General features: G+C 55.7%; 16 protein-coding genes. 11 read left to right on the forward strand and 5 right to left on the reverse strand.

Features of this window, described 5'->3' with window-relative positions; genetic code table 11:
- Positions 1 to 217 precede the first annotated feature (217 nt).
- Positions 218 to 466: a hypothetical protein gene (locus MUW49_RS12185; protein WP_010674978.1), complete on the forward strand. Its 249-nt coding sequence runs from the start codon at positions 218 to 220 to the stop codon at positions 464 to 466.
- Positions 467 to 886: 420 nt separating this feature from the next.
- Here MUW49_RS12185 and MUW49_RS12190 read toward each other — a convergent pair whose 3' ends face one another.
- On the reverse strand, positions 887 to 1,138 hold the full coding sequence (locus tag MUW49_RS12190; RefSeq protein ID WP_010674977.1) for a plasmid stabilization protein: 252 nt from the start codon (positions 1,136 to 1,138) through the stop codon (positions 887 to 889).
- A 78-nt stretch (positions 1,139 to 1,216) separates the two neighbouring features.
- Complete coding sequence (locus MUW49_RS12195; RefSeq protein WP_244812831.1) at positions 1,217 to 2,524, reverse strand: Fic family protein; 1,308 nt, start codon at positions 2,522 to 2,524, stop codon at positions 1,217 to 1,219.
- A gap of 254 nt (positions 2,525 to 2,778) precedes the next feature.
- On the opposite strand from MUW49_RS12195, the gene MUW49_RS12200 reads away from it, so the two are divergent.
- The 4 genes from MUW49_RS12200 to MUW49_RS12215 all read left to right on the forward strand — a co-directional run bounded on the left by MUW49_RS12200 (position 2,779) and on the right by MUW49_RS12215 (position 9,805).
- Positions 2,779 to 3,231, forward strand: a complete 453-nt coding sequence (locus MUW49_RS12200) for an antitoxin Xre/MbcA/ParS toxin-binding domain-containing protein (RefSeq protein WP_041205616.1) — start codon at positions 2,779 to 2,781, stop codon at positions 3,229 to 3,231.
- Positions 3,232 to 3,562: 331 nt separating this feature from the next.
- Positions 3,563 to 4,141, forward strand: coding sequence for a hypothetical protein (locus tag MUW49_RS12205; protein WP_021140685.1), 579 nt, complete (start codon positions 3,563 to 3,565; stop codon positions 4,139 to 4,141).
- The gene (locus MUW49_RS12210) at positions 4,134 to 6,512 is read left to right on the forward strand and encodes a site-specific integrase (RefSeq protein WP_041205618.1); all 2,379 of its coding nucleotides are present in this window, start codon (positions 4,134 to 4,136) and stop codon (positions 6,510 to 6,512) included. The genes MUW49_RS12205 and MUW49_RS12210 overlap by 8 nt, the downstream gene beginning before the upstream one ends.
- Positions 6,497 to 9,805, forward strand: coding sequence for a tyrosine-type recombinase/integrase (locus MUW49_RS12215; protein WP_053288388.1), 3,309 nt, complete (start codon positions 6,497 to 6,499; stop codon positions 9,803 to 9,805). Before MUW49_RS12210 ends, MUW49_RS12215 begins: the two co-directional genes overlap by 16 nt.
- 202 nt (positions 9,806 to 10,007) lie before the next feature.
- Here MUW49_RS12215 and MUW49_RS12220 read toward each other — a convergent pair whose 3' ends face one another.
- Together MUW49_RS12220 and MUW49_RS12225 are read right to left on the reverse strand one after the other, a co-directional pair.
- Positions 10,008 to 10,670, reverse strand: a complete 663-nt coding sequence (locus MUW49_RS12220; RefSeq protein WP_244053737.1) for a WYL domain-containing protein — start codon at positions 10,668 to 10,670, stop codon at positions 10,008 to 10,010.
- Positions 10,671 to 10,695: 25 nt separating this feature from the next.
- The gene (locus tag MUW49_RS12225; RefSeq protein WP_244053735.1) at positions 10,696 to 10,932 is read right to left on the reverse strand and encodes a hypothetical protein; all 237 of its coding nucleotides are present in this window, start codon (positions 10,930 to 10,932) and stop codon (positions 10,696 to 10,698) included.
- A gap of 100 nt (positions 10,933 to 11,032) precedes the next feature.
- Between MUW49_RS12225 and MUW49_RS12230 the strand changes: the two genes are divergently transcribed.
- On the forward strand, positions 11,033 to 11,272 hold the full coding sequence (locus tag MUW49_RS12230; RefSeq protein WP_103859080.1) for a DUF4258 domain-containing protein: 240 nt from the start codon (positions 11,033 to 11,035) through the stop codon (positions 11,270 to 11,272).
- 189 nt (positions 11,273 to 11,461) lie between these two features.
- Complete coding sequence (locus MUW49_RS12235; RefSeq protein WP_244812832.1) at positions 11,462 to 12,013, forward strand: ADP-ribosylglycohydrolase; 552 nt, start codon at positions 11,462 to 11,464, stop codon at positions 12,011 to 12,013.
- 78 nt (positions 12,014 to 12,091) lie between these two features.
- Here MUW49_RS12235 and MUW49_RS12240 read toward each other — a convergent pair whose 3' ends face one another.
- Positions 12,092 to 12,304 (reverse strand): helix-turn-helix transcriptional regulator, encoded by a 213-nt coding sequence (locus tag MUW49_RS12240; RefSeq protein ID WP_059169687.1) that lies wholly within the window; start codon positions 12,302 to 12,304, stop codon positions 12,092 to 12,094.
- Between the two features lie 123 nt (positions 12,305 to 12,427).
- Between MUW49_RS12240 and MUW49_RS12245 the strand changes: the two genes are divergently transcribed.
- The 4 genes from MUW49_RS12245 to MUW49_RS12260 form a co-directional block, all read left to right on the forward strand.
- Positions 12,428 to 12,637 carry a hypothetical protein gene (locus tag MUW49_RS12245; RefSeq protein ID WP_042011229.1) on the forward strand — a complete coding sequence of 70 codons (210 nt, stop codon included), beginning with the start codon at positions 12,428 to 12,430 and terminating at the stop codon, positions 12,635 to 12,637.
- An 11-nt stretch (positions 12,638 to 12,648) separates the two neighbouring features.
- Positions 12,649 to 13,887, forward strand: a complete 1,239-nt coding sequence (locus MUW49_RS12250) for a DUF3596 domain-containing protein (protein WP_005327400.1) — start codon at positions 12,649 to 12,651, stop codon at positions 13,885 to 13,887.
- The gene (locus MUW49_RS12255; RefSeq protein ID WP_069785115.1) at positions 13,871 to 14,761 is read left to right on the forward strand and encodes an HDOD domain-containing protein; all 891 of its coding nucleotides are present in this window, start codon (positions 13,871 to 13,873) and stop codon (positions 14,759 to 14,761) included. The genes MUW49_RS12250 and MUW49_RS12255 overlap by 17 nt, the downstream gene beginning before the upstream one ends.
- Before the next feature lie 10 nt (positions 14,762 to 14,771).
- Positions 14,772 to 14,952 (forward strand): hypothetical protein (locus MUW49_RS12260; RefSeq protein WP_244812833.1); only part of this gene is annotated, 181 nt, incomplete at its 3' end.

Below are 14,952 nucleotides of genomic sequence, written 5' to 3' on the forward strand. Positions count from 1 at the left end.
GGGACACGCCGTTTTAGCCTGTGGAGGCGTGGTGCAATCAGGCCGCCCGATGAAGCAGGAACCCGGTACTGCGCGAGCAGCTATCACCCAGTAATGGGAATCCCCCTCCTGTGACGCGAAGCGCTAAGGTGGGGGAGGATGTCAATGAAGATCTAAACTGGACAGGTCCCCAGTGTTATCGAAAACGGGGGGGCGCAACCAACAAGGTAACTCTGACATGTTGAAACCCATTCTGGTACAGCTCCGAGAGGCCTTGGCCGAGCTGCCCTACTTCACCCATATCGACAACCAGCATGACTACGAAAGTGCGCTGGCACTGATAGATGAGCTGGTGGATGACTACGATAACAACGTCCAGCTGTTAGACCTGCTGGCGGCCAGCATTGAGCGTTGGGAAGATAATGCTGAAGAGTTTGCCGAGTTTAACCGGCGGGTGGCGGCCATCCCTGCGTCATCATCGACATGAACCACTAGGCTAACGTCTTGCCGCCGGGCGCAGCCTACCGCATGAAGTCCGAGCACGACAACAAGCTGCTGATGGATCTTCGATCCAAAAATCGGATGGTTGCACACACTCCAGGGTGGTCAAAATTGGACGCTGAAAACCCCGGATGGATGAGTCAGACAGGAATGCCGCCTGACGGCCTTTGCTTTTCAGTGGTTCGTCTCCATCGGAAGCGCCCAAGTGAATTCCCCTTTATTACTACACCGGGGCCCAGATCAGCAGGCGCTGCCAGTTCGCTCACACAATGAGGGGAGGAGGGCCATGACGCGACTAATGCTGCGATGACAATAAGGGGCATCGTAGCGTTGATCTCCAGCCCGCGCTTGATCAACGTTGACTTGCAAGAGCTGAGGGTAGTGATGGCAAGGATGGGATTCTAAATCATAGGTCCTCCAGGTTCACGCTGACGAACTCCGACCGTTTGACTCGCTCATCGACAATACGGTTCAGCTCGGCATCTTCGGCCAGTTCCAGATAGTAGGCGTAGAGCTCAGGCGGCACACAATAGAATGCTGGCTCGTTACGATAGAGGATGGCGACGGCATCGCCTTTTCCCTCTTTGATGGTCCCCATTGGATTGCGTCTGAGCTCTGTGATATTGGCAGTGGTGGCTGCCAGGCTTTGGTAACTCATGATGATGTCCTCGGCATAGAGCACCGCACTATGGAATACCTTAATAGATACTCAACTCGACGATTGTCACAGTATCAATCAGCGCCCATGTTGCGCTTTCCACGCGATAAACTCCGAGGGCCGTAAACCATAGCGTGCCAGAACACCTTCATGCAGCCTTCGCAACTCTTCAACAATCAGTGCCTGTACGGCCGATCGCTCTTGCTGCGGGACGTTCTCTGACACCGCTTGTTCAATGGTGCTGAGTGGATCAAGTTGGATCGACGTGACGACCCCACGGACAGTCTGTTTGATAAGATCCCGCCATGCTAGGCGAAGTGGGTCAGGTTCGGCGAGATCCCGCTTGATGGCAAGATATTCTTGGGTTGAACGTTCATAAGCCCACACGTACAGGTCGCGTAGCAGTTCGATGCGGGCCATTTCGTACACACCGAGGGTGGCGCGGCTGTAAGCCTGTTCTGGTACATCGAGGAAGGTGAGCGGGCAGAGGTTGCCACGAAACAGGGGGAGATTCGCGGCCAGGCGGGAAGTGCGTTTATTGATGTCGGCAAAAGGTTGTAGGTAGGGCAAGTGCACCATCATGAAAAACGATTGTTCAAACGGATCGTGGATCTGATTGGCTTTGCTCAGCACCTCGTCCAGCACCTCTTCGATTTGTTGTGCCGTGGATAACGGGCGATAGATACTTTTACTGATGTCGACAGCATGTTGGCGAATGCGCCCCTCATCGGCAGGGTTGGGTAGCAAGTTTTCCGCCAGGGCGCTGTGCAAGTTCATCAGGGTGTAGCGGTTAAATTCGGCACTGTCGATGTTTTCGACCAGTAACTCGATCGCGGTTTTATGGTTCAGGATCATCTGCGTTTCGATGGCTCCCTTACCCCGCGCGGCCTTGCCGTGCTCGATAAGTTCACGGGTGTCTAGCCTGCTATAGGTATTACCTTCCAGGTGGCTCGATGCCCATGATAAGTCGATCAACAAACGGTTCAGGATCGCTCGACTGTATGTGCCGGCAGGCTCATCGATGTCTGTGGTCTTGCCCATGTTGTGCAACTGACGGCGCAGTGATTCGGACAGGTAACAGGTTTCGTTGGGATGATATGCCTGCAAGAAATCATGCTGATAGCCCACGGGCTTGCGGGCTGGGAGGGGCTGGTCGATATAGACAAGGATATCCAGGCTGTCGGCAGAGAGTGGGATGAACGCGGGGAAACTGTCCACCTTGGCTATCCGGGGCTCGGTATGGCTCTCGGAGTCAGCATGATAGCGGCGAGCCCGTCCTTCGCCTTGGGCTGTGATGTGGCCGCTTTCAATCAGCTTGGCTATCAGGCGCTGTGCGGTGCGTCTGGCAATGCTCGGGTGGCGGCCCAGCAGTTCAGCCAGCGTCAATCCGCTTTCGGATCCCCTGATAGTCTCTAGTAGGTCTGTGGTCGCTGACATCGTGTTTGTTGGCGCGTTTTTCATATATATGGCGCCATTTTGGCGCAGTTAACTAAACTGCGCCAGTTTTAGTGGCAAGTTTGGCGCAGTTTTGCGGTGGCTTCATAGGTTAACGTTTGGGGTTTGAAAGAGTCCTGCATCGTTGATGGTATGGTTTAGATGGGCTAGTTTAAAGGCGCAATGATACAGGGAGCCGCCTCGCCATGTCCTACGCTGCTTATCGTTCTGTTCGCCAGATCCGCCAACCGAAGGGGCTGATGGCCTCGCTGGCCTTGCCCCAGGAGCTTGTGGGGGCGCATCATCTCATTATGGCTGGAATGGCTCCCTCCATCGTCAATGAACTGGCTGCGTTGCTGGGCTGCGACGTCAAGATAGTCTGTCAGCTGGTTGGCATTGACCGCTCGACGGTGACACGCAAGCGCACTGCGGCGGCCCTGCTGTCCCGCGCTCAGAGTGCCCGTATCTATTCATTCGTTAGTGTGATGGAGGCTGCGGAGTCGCTGTTCGAGGGGGACAGGGGGAAGGCGCTTGAGTGGTTGAACAAACCTGCCCGGGCGCTGGGAGGAAACCCTCCTGCTACTTTCCTGACGACCGCTGTCGGAGCTCAGGCAGTTATCGATCTCATCGGTCAGATTGAGCATGGCGTCGTCGTTTGATGGCGACCTATCTCGCTGAAGGCGTTACCGCTCGACAGCGGTGTCCAGCATGTGCAGGAGAAAGCCAAGTATTGTTCAATTGACGTCACCCGAGTCAGTCACATTCCCCCTTGCATATCGGCTAAATGATCCCGCTCCCTCGACGATTACCCACTTGGTGAATTGCATCTCCATTCCTGACTTCATTCACAGTACCTGCCTGCGGTAGGCCTGCCATGCGCAGGTTCAGAGGTTCGGTGTGTGGCTGAATCGGTTTATCGCTAAGGAACTGTTTGAAAAAAAAATACATTTTTATGTAATGTGTTAGTAACGGGTGATACACGGGGTTTACATGAGGACGAAGGAGTCAGGGAACTATCAGATCCATCCGGCGTTAGTCGCGTTTCGTGAGGCGTGGTTGGAGTTGGGCTTCAAGACTGGGCTGCCGATTGCCGATCAATTCCATACGCTCTGGGAGTCAGCCATTATTCTCTATCGTCCCTTGTCGTCAGGCGATGATGTGGGCAGTGCGCTTATGATCGTAGGGCCATTGTTGCCAGTATTGTCTTGGCCGTCGCCAATCAAACCGCCGCCTGGGCAACGATTGATCCCCTGCGGGCTGAATGATGGTGAGGTCGAGCAGCATCTGGCCGGGGAGTGGCTGAGGTTGATGACGCTGTTAGGGGAGCCCCGTCTCATCGAATGCAGCCGACGAATTTTCAATCGCGTTCTGACAGACGAGCAGCGTCTTAACTGGTTTCAGAAGAAGCGGTTGTCTCAAGACTATTGGGCCAAGGTGTGCGGGTTGTCCCGGGAACAGCTGGCGCATGCTCAGGAGGCGCTGAGCAAGTCCCGGCAAAAAGACAAAAAGAACGGGATGGTATCGGTGCCCGAACCTAACTTTTTCTTGCAGAGGTTAGCCGATGAGTGATGACCTTTCGCAGGAGCAGGCAGTGGAGGGTCTTGACGCTGAACCCGCCCGTTCCCTTACCCGACAGCTGGTGTTTCCGGAGGCGTTGGCCGAGTGGCACCGGCAAATCCTTGAATCGTTGCAAGCCTGCGGTCAGGGGATCCTGGGATTGGATCCAACACTGACCGCGTTGTTGGCCGCCGAGCTGCAGTGGATCGATTCTGTCTCATCCAAAGAGATGCTGCCCCCATCGCCACTCTCGGCCATGCAAATGCGTGAGCGGTTGAGTAAAGATCGGAGACTCAGCCAATTCTATCTCGTTGACGCCATCTTGGCGGAATTGCGTAGTGGCCATAGCCTCAACGGTGAGCTATTTGCTCAGCTCAAGTCCGTGACGATCCTGGCCGTCTTGGCGTTATCACATATCAATTTTTCTCAGGGTATTGCCGAGCGGGACCAAACGGTCGAAGAGGCGCTGCGCAACGTCAGGCTGATGGCGAACAATCAACGTGAGGTGATGATTAAGGCCCTGTCTGAGGTCGATTTTACGCAGCCGATACTGACGCTATTGCAAGCCATCAAGATCCAGAGAGAGCAATATGCCAATAACAAGCAGGTGAGCGTCAATACAGGGGCCTTGGAGGCCCTACTGAGCCGACTCTATAAGGCGCGAGCCAAAGAGATCAAAACGGGTACCCGGTCAACCGGCGAACGCCAGCGGTTCCAACTGGAGGCGCGTTATCAAGAGCAGCTCGACGAGCAGACCCAAATCCTGTTGCTACGGGAGGTTCTGCTGCAGCGCGGCAAAGTCAAACTGACCGAGTGGGAGGGTGAAGAGGAGCGAGGAACCCTCCCTGAGCAGCAGACGCTGCTGGTGTCCTCTCAGCCACAGGGGTTGATGGATATTCAGGCGAGGGTTTTGCAAAGCGCCTCGGTAGCGCTCTCCATGTCGATGCGTCATCTGCAGTTGCCGGCCAACCTTTGGATTGCCACAGCGTCACAGATCACACGCCTCGTCGATGCCTTGATGCCTCAGGCGGTCGATGAAACGGCGTTGCCGGCGCTGTCGATCCTGCTGCAACTGGTGATGGGCACGAGTAGCGAGGACTTGCACAAGCTGCCGGTCTGGCCGAGTACTGAGATTAAATTGCCTGCTCCTGGCTCTCGATTTGCCGATGACGACGGACCCTCAAAGAATGCCAGTGGTATTTGGCTGCTTCCTCATGGGGCGTATCTACAACGCTATGTAGAGGTTGCCCACAGCCGAGTGCATAGGAAATTGCACTCTTTTTTGCCAAAGAGCGACTTATTCTTGCAGCTACCTTTGCCAAAATGGGCCACTCATTTATTGGTTGGACACGGTTGGAGGACATTGAGTAGTAGCGCGCAGGTGGATTGTTTAGCGCGAGCAAATGAGCGAGCTGGCACGGCCTTGACCATGCGACAGCTGCAAAACTACCAGCGTGCTTGGTTGCAAAGAGAGGGGATTGATAGCGCCATTGCCGGTATCCTGCGTGGCAAGGCGGCTCAGCAATGTTCCCCTATGGCCTACAGTCATGTGCCACGTAAAGACGTGTTGCAGATCTGGCGCCGTTATTTGGCCTCCATGGGGATGACCGCGGTGGTGCTGGCACCGGAATTAGAACAAGGAGCTGTCGGATCACGCCTCTATCCTAGCGTTGGCGAGCTTGCTCGACTCCTAGGAAATTATCAGCAGTACCTCTGTGCACGACTCAGTGGGTCACGGCAGCAGCGTCCAACGCTGACGCAATATCATAACCTCCTCGTGCGCCACAGTTTGTTGATCCTCCATCTTTCTACTGCCGCCAGGCCCGTGACGGAGATGTACGGCAGGCGTGGCGATTACTGCCTCATCAGTCGCTTTATCCGGCTGACAGACAAAGAGGGACGATCTGTGAGCTCGGCCAGGTTGGTGCCATTGTCAGCGTTGGCAGTGCAGCAACTGCAAGCCTGGGAGCGCTATTTGACATATTTGGCATGTCAGCGTGAGCCGCTGCTGGCGCCGTTAGTGTCGGCGGCGGAGCAAGCATTGAGTGGAGCTGGAGCGCTCCTGTTCTGGGCGGTCGAGGCCAAAGATGGCAGCCTGGAAGGCACAGAAATCGTCACCCCAAATTCGATGATGAGGCAGTTCGAAAATCTGTTGCCCCTGGCGCCAAACTGGCATCGCCATTCGGTGCGCAGCCACCTGCTGGAGCAAGGCGTGGCCACCGAGTTTATCGATGCGCTGCTTGGTCATGAGGAGATGGGGACAGAGTTCACAAACCAGTACAGTAGTGCGGCGTTGAGCGATCTATTTACCCTGACGGACGTGCTGGACAAATGGCATCAAACCCTCGGGTTGAAGGTGATGGGCGAATGGACAATCCACTGATCGATTGGCGTGAACAGCTTCGAAAGGAAGATGAGCGTGCAGCGAACGTTCTTCGGTCTGGTCGGGCTATGCGTCGGGATCGTCTCAAACGTGCTCAGGTGCAAATAGAGCGTCGAGCACTGGATGCGCTGTTGCAACATTTGCCCGGCCTATTCAAGGAGCCAGCCGATGTCCGAGGGTTTGAGTATCTGTGGCCATTGGCGATGAGCACGTTGACGGGCAAGTATAGGCGACAGTCTGAATTCAAGGCTGGGCTGCGAGCCATCCTGCTTTGCCTGCAGCAGGGCAATACCAGCGGGTATTGGCAGTTGCCGTTGCCGACAATCCCCCTGACGGTGCTTCGGCGCCCGCTACCTTACACTGAAAAGTGGTTTGACAAAGCGCAGCGCTGTAGTCAAGCGCTGCTGAACTGGCATAGACAGATCGAGGCCCGCGACACTAGCCTGATCGAAGCTGAAGATTTACTGGCCGACATTCTTCATAGCGCGGTGTTTTACTGCGGTGTACACCAGACGGCGATTTTGCACGCACTGATGCTGGCCATCGCTGAGCGGCGAAGATTATGCACGAATGGCTCAGTTGTTTGGTTGCCTTTGACGTTAGAGAGCAAGGCGTTGGCCACCAATGCGCACGATAGAGCAGGGAAGGGGGTTACCGAGCTCCAGATTTTCCTAAGCCTGCCGACTCTGGGGTTGGTACAGCGCTGGTATCGTCGGCGCGGCAAAACGTTTGAGCTTGCCGTTGAGCTCGACACATTCAGCTTATGGGCCCAGAGACATCTGACTGCACCCCTGCGCGGGATCAAAGAGTTTTGCCAAGGGGCGAGTCTGGTAACCGGTGGGCAAGCCGGGGTCCGCTGGCCACAGATCCTGACTCATGTGGCATCTGGGGCGTTACACAGTGTACCGCTGCCTCATGAAAACTGGCTTTCACTGCATCATCCGACGGTTGCGGATGGTCACCAAGTGGTGTGTTTGGCGCAGGAGGCGAGTACCGGATTAGTCGATAACCTGACGGCAGGCAGTTCCAAGCGTTGGCGCTACCATGGCGAAGACCACCCTTATTCATCCTTACTGGCTCGGTTGCGAACGGTGTTGGCGGAAAAGGAGAGCGCGACTCGCAAGCAGACGAAGGCAAGCTGCCTCGCAGGACTGAACCGGTTGCGCAATGAGCAGACCCTCAGCAAGTCAGAGCAGATCCTGGTTGGGTGGCTACATCAATGCATCGCAAAGAACAAAAACAAGCCTTCGACGCTGCGCAGTTACCTTAGTCGCGGTGGTCAGCAATGGCTTGTTCGGTGCTTTGATCATGATCTCGGCTTATGGGATGGCTATCGTTTTCTGAGCTGTTATCGAGCATTGCTGGAAGAGTATGGGGGGACTTCAAATCTGGTCGTCGACCCGGCGCTCTCTGGTGCGGTTGAACGGACGGACCTGGAAAGATCCTCCTCCGCAGAGCCGGAAAGTTCCTCTTCCGAGGCGCCCGTTAGCCAAAAGAATGCTGTCAGCTACATGGCTGCACGCTTGACCAGCCTGCACAGCTATGCGGTGGCGAGTTACCACTTGGCCCCATTGCCGGAGGAGCTGGTCCCGCGCGAGCGCCAGAGGCCCCATGTGCGTGCCACCTATCTCAGTGAACCTCTCTTTCGACAGTTGCTGCGTGGAATGGAGCGGATGACGCACACCTCATCGAGTTACCGAGAGTGTCTGAGCGCGTTATACATCGTGGCTTATCGTGCTGGACTGCGCTTGAGCGAGATCCAAAAGCTCAGGTTAAAAGATATCGAACGCAGTCCAGAGTGCTGGCTATATATCCGCGATACCCGGCTTGATGATGGCAAGAGTGACAGTGCCACCCGCAAGATCCCCCTGGGGGTCTTGCTGACCCCGGAAGAGCGTACTCGATTGGATGCGTACTTGTCTGGGTTATGGCCGCGAAAGGCGAAAAACGCGAACGCGCTGGCGTTTCCCTCACAGAGCGGTTGGTTGATACCGATGTCGGATGAAGAGATCAGGGGGCCGTTAACCAGTATCCTTCGGCAGGTTGGTGGGAAATACTATACATTCCATCATCTGCGGCATACGGCATTGAGCCGCCTACAACTGCTGCTACATCACGAAGCTCTGGCACTGCACAGTTTGCCAGGGTGGGCACATTTCCTGCCTTGGTCGGCCGCACAGTGTACCTCTATCTACCAGACCATCACACACTCATCCACTCAGGGGGATTATTGGGCGCTGGCCCAGTTTGCTGGCCATCAGAGCCCGGAGACGACGTTGCACTCATATTTGCATTTTACCCACTGGGTCAATGCAGCGTGTCTGTTGCAGGCCAAGTACGACTGGTCTTTGTCACTGCGACACCACTTCACCGGGCTGTCTCGTGCAAAGCTCACACAGAACGACTGGTTGGAGGGGCCCTTGACATGGCAGCGCTGCCGGGAGGCCCTGCTCCAGTCGCTTTCGCCTTATCTTCAACAGGTCTCCTGGGTCCTGATGGAGTGTGCACCTTACCCTCCCTTGGTTAAACACAAGCTGGATTTTGATGCCGCTCTGGAGCTGATCGCACGGTTCGCACGACATGAAGATATCACCGATCAACTCAATCGTTATCAACTCACACCCGCTATGGTCGATGAGTTAGTTGAAAAAATTCATTTACTTAAAGCATTTAAGACTCAGCGGGGAGCACAGCGATTGCTCTACTCAACGTCACATCATCTGAATTTGCTTCCTGGAGCCTTGCGCAGTCATAAGGAGCAAATCGAACTCCGTAAAGTGGTTAAACTGGCTCGCCAGGTCTATCGCGAGCAACGAGCGGCTTTCATCGAATGGATTGGCTATCTGCTAGTCCGAAGCAATACTCGCAACACTGGGATCCCCTTCACGGATCCACAGATGTTGCAAGCCTTCCTGAGTGTGACGGTATTACTGCTGCCAGCGACACGGATTGCGATCGAGGTACGATGTGGCGCCAAACGGAGTGAAAAAGCCCCATGGCGGGAGGTCATCTCACGCTATCGCGTGAAGAGTGAATTCATTGAAAAAAGTGGGGCTAACCGGGCACTACTGCGAATAATTCATCCTGACGAGGCGGGTATCTGTCAGCGTTCTACTGAGCGGCAGCAAAATGCTGACACGGTAAAACCAATGGCGCGCTACAGCACTCCGTTGCTACGGACAGTCGCCTATGTCGTGGCGCTGAAAGTAATGAGCATCCAAGAGCTGGTATCGCTAGGTAACAAGAAGAAAGCCGACTTTGCACGTCAAACCGCGCGTGAGCTTACAGATTGAACGTGCAACATGCTGAAATAGAATAAAATCTATTTGCTTCGCCATTTTGCCAGCTGCCTGACCACTGCGCGCTGCGCATCTGATGACCTGAAACGCCCTCATCACGGATTCTTGGACGCCTGATCATCGTCGACGCTCATTCTCACGGCGGGGCATAACTGTCTGGCAGTAGGGATCCCCGTCCGTTAGGGTGGGGAGTGTATTAACGTGGCAGCACAAGCAAATCTGCACTCTTGAGCTTGAAGGTACAGCCTTGCTCGATCAGCTCCTCTCGATTTGCCAGCACCAGCGGGTAGAGCAGAGGATGTTGTTGGTGTTCGCCGTTATAGCTCACCTGCATCCGTTCCAGTGCATAGTGCATCAAAGGGATGCGCTGGCTGATCAACAGCTTGCCATCTGCCATGGCGTAGTCGCTGGCAATGATGGCTTGCTGTCCTTCGCTGAGGGCTGGATTGGGGATAACGATGGAGGTGAACCGGGTGTTCCACTCCCGATCCTGATCCCGGCCGTGGGGGGAGGCATCCAGCAGATCTGGTTCGCCGCGAAAACGACTCATCACGAAGTCCAGATATTCCCCTTTCTTCTCGCAGTAGGCGCGCACGTGCCAGCGGATCCCGTCATAGACCAGGGTATGGGGCACGATATTGCGGCCGCTCTGCGCCTCTGAGCTGAGCGACACGTAATCGACATCGACCCGCAGTTGGCCGCGCGCCGCCTGCACCAGACCACGCACGATTTTCGGGTCGATATGGCGGTTGGGCACATCCAGGATCTCGATATGGCCGTAGCGCAGGTCCATCAGCGGCAGGGTTAACAGGCCCGCTTCATGTTGGCGCTGGTGCTGCTTCTCACGGTGCAACAGCATCAGGTACTCATCGACGTTGCCTTCACTAAAGCGCGGCACAAAGTGGTCGGTGGGTTTTGTATCCCTTCAGACTTTTGTCATAGACCAGCCCGTCCGGTGCATAGTGAGTCAGGTAGTGATTGATATCCCGTGACGCTTGCTGGCGACCGATATTGAAGGCGGTCATCAAATGATTGGTGGTCAGCCGTCCTTCCCATTGCAATACGATTTCCAGCAGACGAAAACGCAGGGTTTGATCCCAAGTGAGCTCTTTGGGTGCCATATCTGTTCCAAAATGCGACATGTGTATGTAACCAGTATCGGCATGAGTATACAGGCTACATATAATCAATCCATCGAGATGAACGTTACAGGAGTATGTCATGAACGGAAAGCTGGACAGTGCATACAGCCATCACGCCGCGTGCCGGATGCAGCAGCGTGGTATTGATCCCGAGTGGGTGGAGCTGCTGCTGAGCAGCGGGCGCTCTGCGTATCACCAGGGCCGCGAAGTGGTTTATCTCGATCGCAAAGGCGTGGCTATGCTGCAAGCCGAGTGCGGATTGCCCGCACAATGCTGTCAGCGACTACGTCGTCACTATCTAGTCCTACAAGGCGGCTAGATTGTCACCGTCGGGCATAAAACCGCTCACTTCAAACGCGATCGGCACTGAGGCACCATGAACCCAACGCGGTTATCAGATCAGGCAAGCATGCCCCTGATCAGGGGGATATGTTGCTTGTTGTCAGCCGAGCGAGTGACGACGCTGACCGCTTTACTAGCCAACGGCGCATGTCACCAACAGGGTAAGATGTCACCGCTGGCGATGATGGCGGCATTGGCCATCCATATCGAGCAACACCGGTTGGATCGCACGTTACTGCCCATCGACCAGGGGCGTGAGCAACTGATGGCCGGTGCTGCCGACTTGCTGGGGAGGGACGCCCGCTTTGAAGATCAGGATGCGTTTCGCCTGTTGGCGCTACTGCTCGACAAATTGCTGCGGGGAGGGCGTGGCAGCCGTCCGGCCAAGCAGGATGGACTCACGGTAAGTGTGATGGAGTTGCGGGCGCTGGCGGTCAGATCCCCGAATAGTGATGCCGTGGTGCGTGGCAGCTGGCGGCGCAAATCACGCAACCAGCTGGGCCACGCCAGCTGGCTGGATGTGGTAGAGGCTGCACTTTGGTGCTTCTGGCATGGGGATGACCTGGCCAGTGGCGAAGTATTGCTCGGGGTATTGCTGGGCCGGGATGAGCGCGTACGGTTGGTCTATGGTCTATGGTCTGCTGGCCGGTGCTTTCTATCTGTCAGATCGGACGGATTGAAGAGGGAGCCCAAAGCCCAAGACTCTCAGTTCCGCTGATTTTGTGTGAAATGCAGCAACTACTCAGCAATGGGCTGGTTTACATCGGCCAGTATGAATTGATAGCAATAACAGCCTTCACTGACTGGTAGATCCTTGAATCTCGAACAAATCCCCAACATTGATATCTAAGTGGCGACATAACTGTTCTATCACATCCAGTTCTATCCGTGTCGCAGTTTCATTGTAGAGACGGTGAATGGTGTTCCGGTTTATACCTGTTTCTCTAGCTACTTCAGCAACTTTCAACTTTCGCTCACCTAAAATTCTCGACAAGTGGCACTTAATCATTACTCCTCCATAAAAAAAATACCCACAGCGTAGCAAAATGTCTTGCAAGGGTGTTTAAAGGTGCTAAAGTCTCTCCTGTAGTGCATATGGTGTCCTTGAAGAGAATAAAGCGAGGATATGATTATGGCATACACCTATCTGACAACAGAAGAGCTCTCTGCACGGATCAAGTTTGATCCGCGTACCATCCGCAACCAGCTCAAGGATTCCGTGCTGCTCGAAGGGCTGCATTACATTCGCCCGTTTGGGGGACGCAAGCTGTTGTTCCTTTGGGAGCCGATCGAAGAGGAGATGCTCAAGCACAGCGCCACGTTCGAATCTTTCCAAGGCTAGGGGGTGGCAAGATGGCGTCTATTTTCAGTCTCAACCAACGGCTGTATCTCGATTTTACCTTCAAGGGCAAACGTTGTCGGGAACGGACCGGCCTGCCGGATAGTGAGCAAAATCGTCGCAAGCTCAAGCAGTATTGTGAGCGGATGGAGGCTCAGATCACGCTGGGGCAGTTTGATTTCTGCAAGGCGTTTCCCAATAGCCCTCGCTTTGACTATTTCGCCAACCAGGCCAAGCGGGAAGCGGTATTGTTGGCGGGGTGCCCCTTGCTGCGCGATTTCGCCGAGCAGTGGTATGCCGAAAAGGCGGCAGAATGGCGCACCTCCCAGCGGGAGACGGTACGCGACATTCTCGATGGTCACCTGTTGCCGCAGTTTGGCAACCAGCCGCTGAGCCTGATCGACAAGGGCGCTATTTTGGCATTCCGGGCGCAGGTGACCCAGTTGCCCGGGCGCAGTGGCAAGCCGATCTCCGCCTCGCGGGTGAATCACATCATGACGCCGCTGCGGATGATGCTGACTGATGCGGCCGACCGCTACGGCTTTATCTCTCCTTGGCGCAATATTCGGGCGCTCAAAATCCCCCGTACTACCATCATGCCGTTCAGTCTCGACGAGATAGGTGACATCGTGGCCACGGTGCGGGCGGATTATCGCCCTTACTACATCACCCGTTTTTTCACCGGCTTGCGTTCTAGCGAGATCCACGGGTTGACCTGGCGCCATGTCGATTTTGAGCGCCGGCAGTTGCAGATTTATCAAGCCTGGGTGCGCGATGAATTGATCCCGACCAAGACCGATGGCTCCTACCGGACGGTGCAAATGAGCGAGCGGGTGTATGAGGCACTGCTGCTTCAGCGCAGCCGGCAAGGGATTGATGTCACTCCGGATCACTTTGTGTTTTGTAACCGCAATGGCCGTCCGCTGGAGGATCGCAATGTGGCGAACCGGATCTGGTATCCGTTATTAGCTTTGCTCGATCTGGAGAAGCGCAAGCCTTATCAGACTCGGCACACGGCCGCGACCCTCTGGCTGGCATCCGGGGAGAGCCCGGAGTGGATTGCCCGGCAGTTGGGCCACAACAGCACGCAAATGCTGTTTCGGGTCTATTCCCGCTATGTGCCGGATCTGTCGGGGCGCGATGGGCATGCCTTTGAGCAGATGCTCAGTCGCTATGAGCCGACCGCATCGGGTCAGCGCGATGAGAGCACTACCATCCTTAACGAGGAGATCCACCATGGCCCACGTCATTAATCGGCAGGAACCTGGTCCATTGCTGTGGGCAACGCGCTTGCATTGCCTTGAGGGGCATTTGGAGCAGTGGCAACTGTGGACGCCCGGTGACACCCAGTTGGTGGTGGTGTCGCACAGTGAGATGGCTCATATCGAGCCCAGTGGCCAGCTGGTGCGCTGGCGGCTTGCCGCCCAGCCGTCTGCTCCGGTCGGCCTGCCTACGCAGGGGATTGCGGGGATGACCGGCGAGGCCGCCCGCCAGCTGTGGCTGTTTCACCTCGAGCAGGCACGGTCAGCCGCTCATGGCCAGATGATAGAGCAGCTATGGCAATTTTATGCTGGCCTGCCCAGTGGCGGGGTTCGTCAATTTGTCCAGGGGCTGCTGTTTGATAAACCCTTTATTGCCGCCTTCTATCGCGGCAAAGCGAGTCATCATCACCACCATGACTACGAGGGCGGCTTGCTGGAACACAGTGTTGAAGTGGCGCTGACGGCCAGGATGCTCTGCCAGCAATACCAGCTCGACAGCCGCACCGCCGACGTGGCCTTTTTGGGCGGGCTGTTGCACGATGTCGGCAAGCTCTACCTTTACTACAACAACAGCAGCGGGGAGGGGATCTGCTCCTCCCATGAGGCGCTCAACTTTATGAAGCTGGAGCCTTACCTCGAGCCATTGATGGCGCGAGAGCCGCGGGTGTTTGAAGCGCTGACCGCCTGCCTGTCGGCCTCGGTGGGCAAGCAGCAAATCCAGTACATGCCTGAAACCATCGTGAAGATGGCCGATCGCCTGTCAGCCGAGGTGTACCACTGGCGGCGGGTGTTTGTGGGCTTACCCGACTTTTACTGGTTTCACAAATCCGATGAGGATGCCCGGATCTACAAACGGCTGGGATGAGCGAGGCCTGTTGGGCGAGTTCGTAAAGAAACAGGGCCGCCATGTGCGCAATGCTGTTCACTTAAGCGGAGCCGCATTGCGATTTACCGGAAAACGGGTCTTTGATATCTTCACCGCCCTGGGTCTCGATGGCCTGGGGCGTTTTTCTATGAACATGACGCCTATGCAGCCCCGCAACTCCGCCAACCTCC

It is taken from the genome of Aeromonas sp. LsrichE-8G, assembly GCF_022869435.1.
GTDB classification, from domain to species: domain Bacteria; phylum Pseudomonadota; class Gammaproteobacteria; order Enterobacterales; family Aeromonadaceae; genus Aeromonas; species Aeromonas caviae.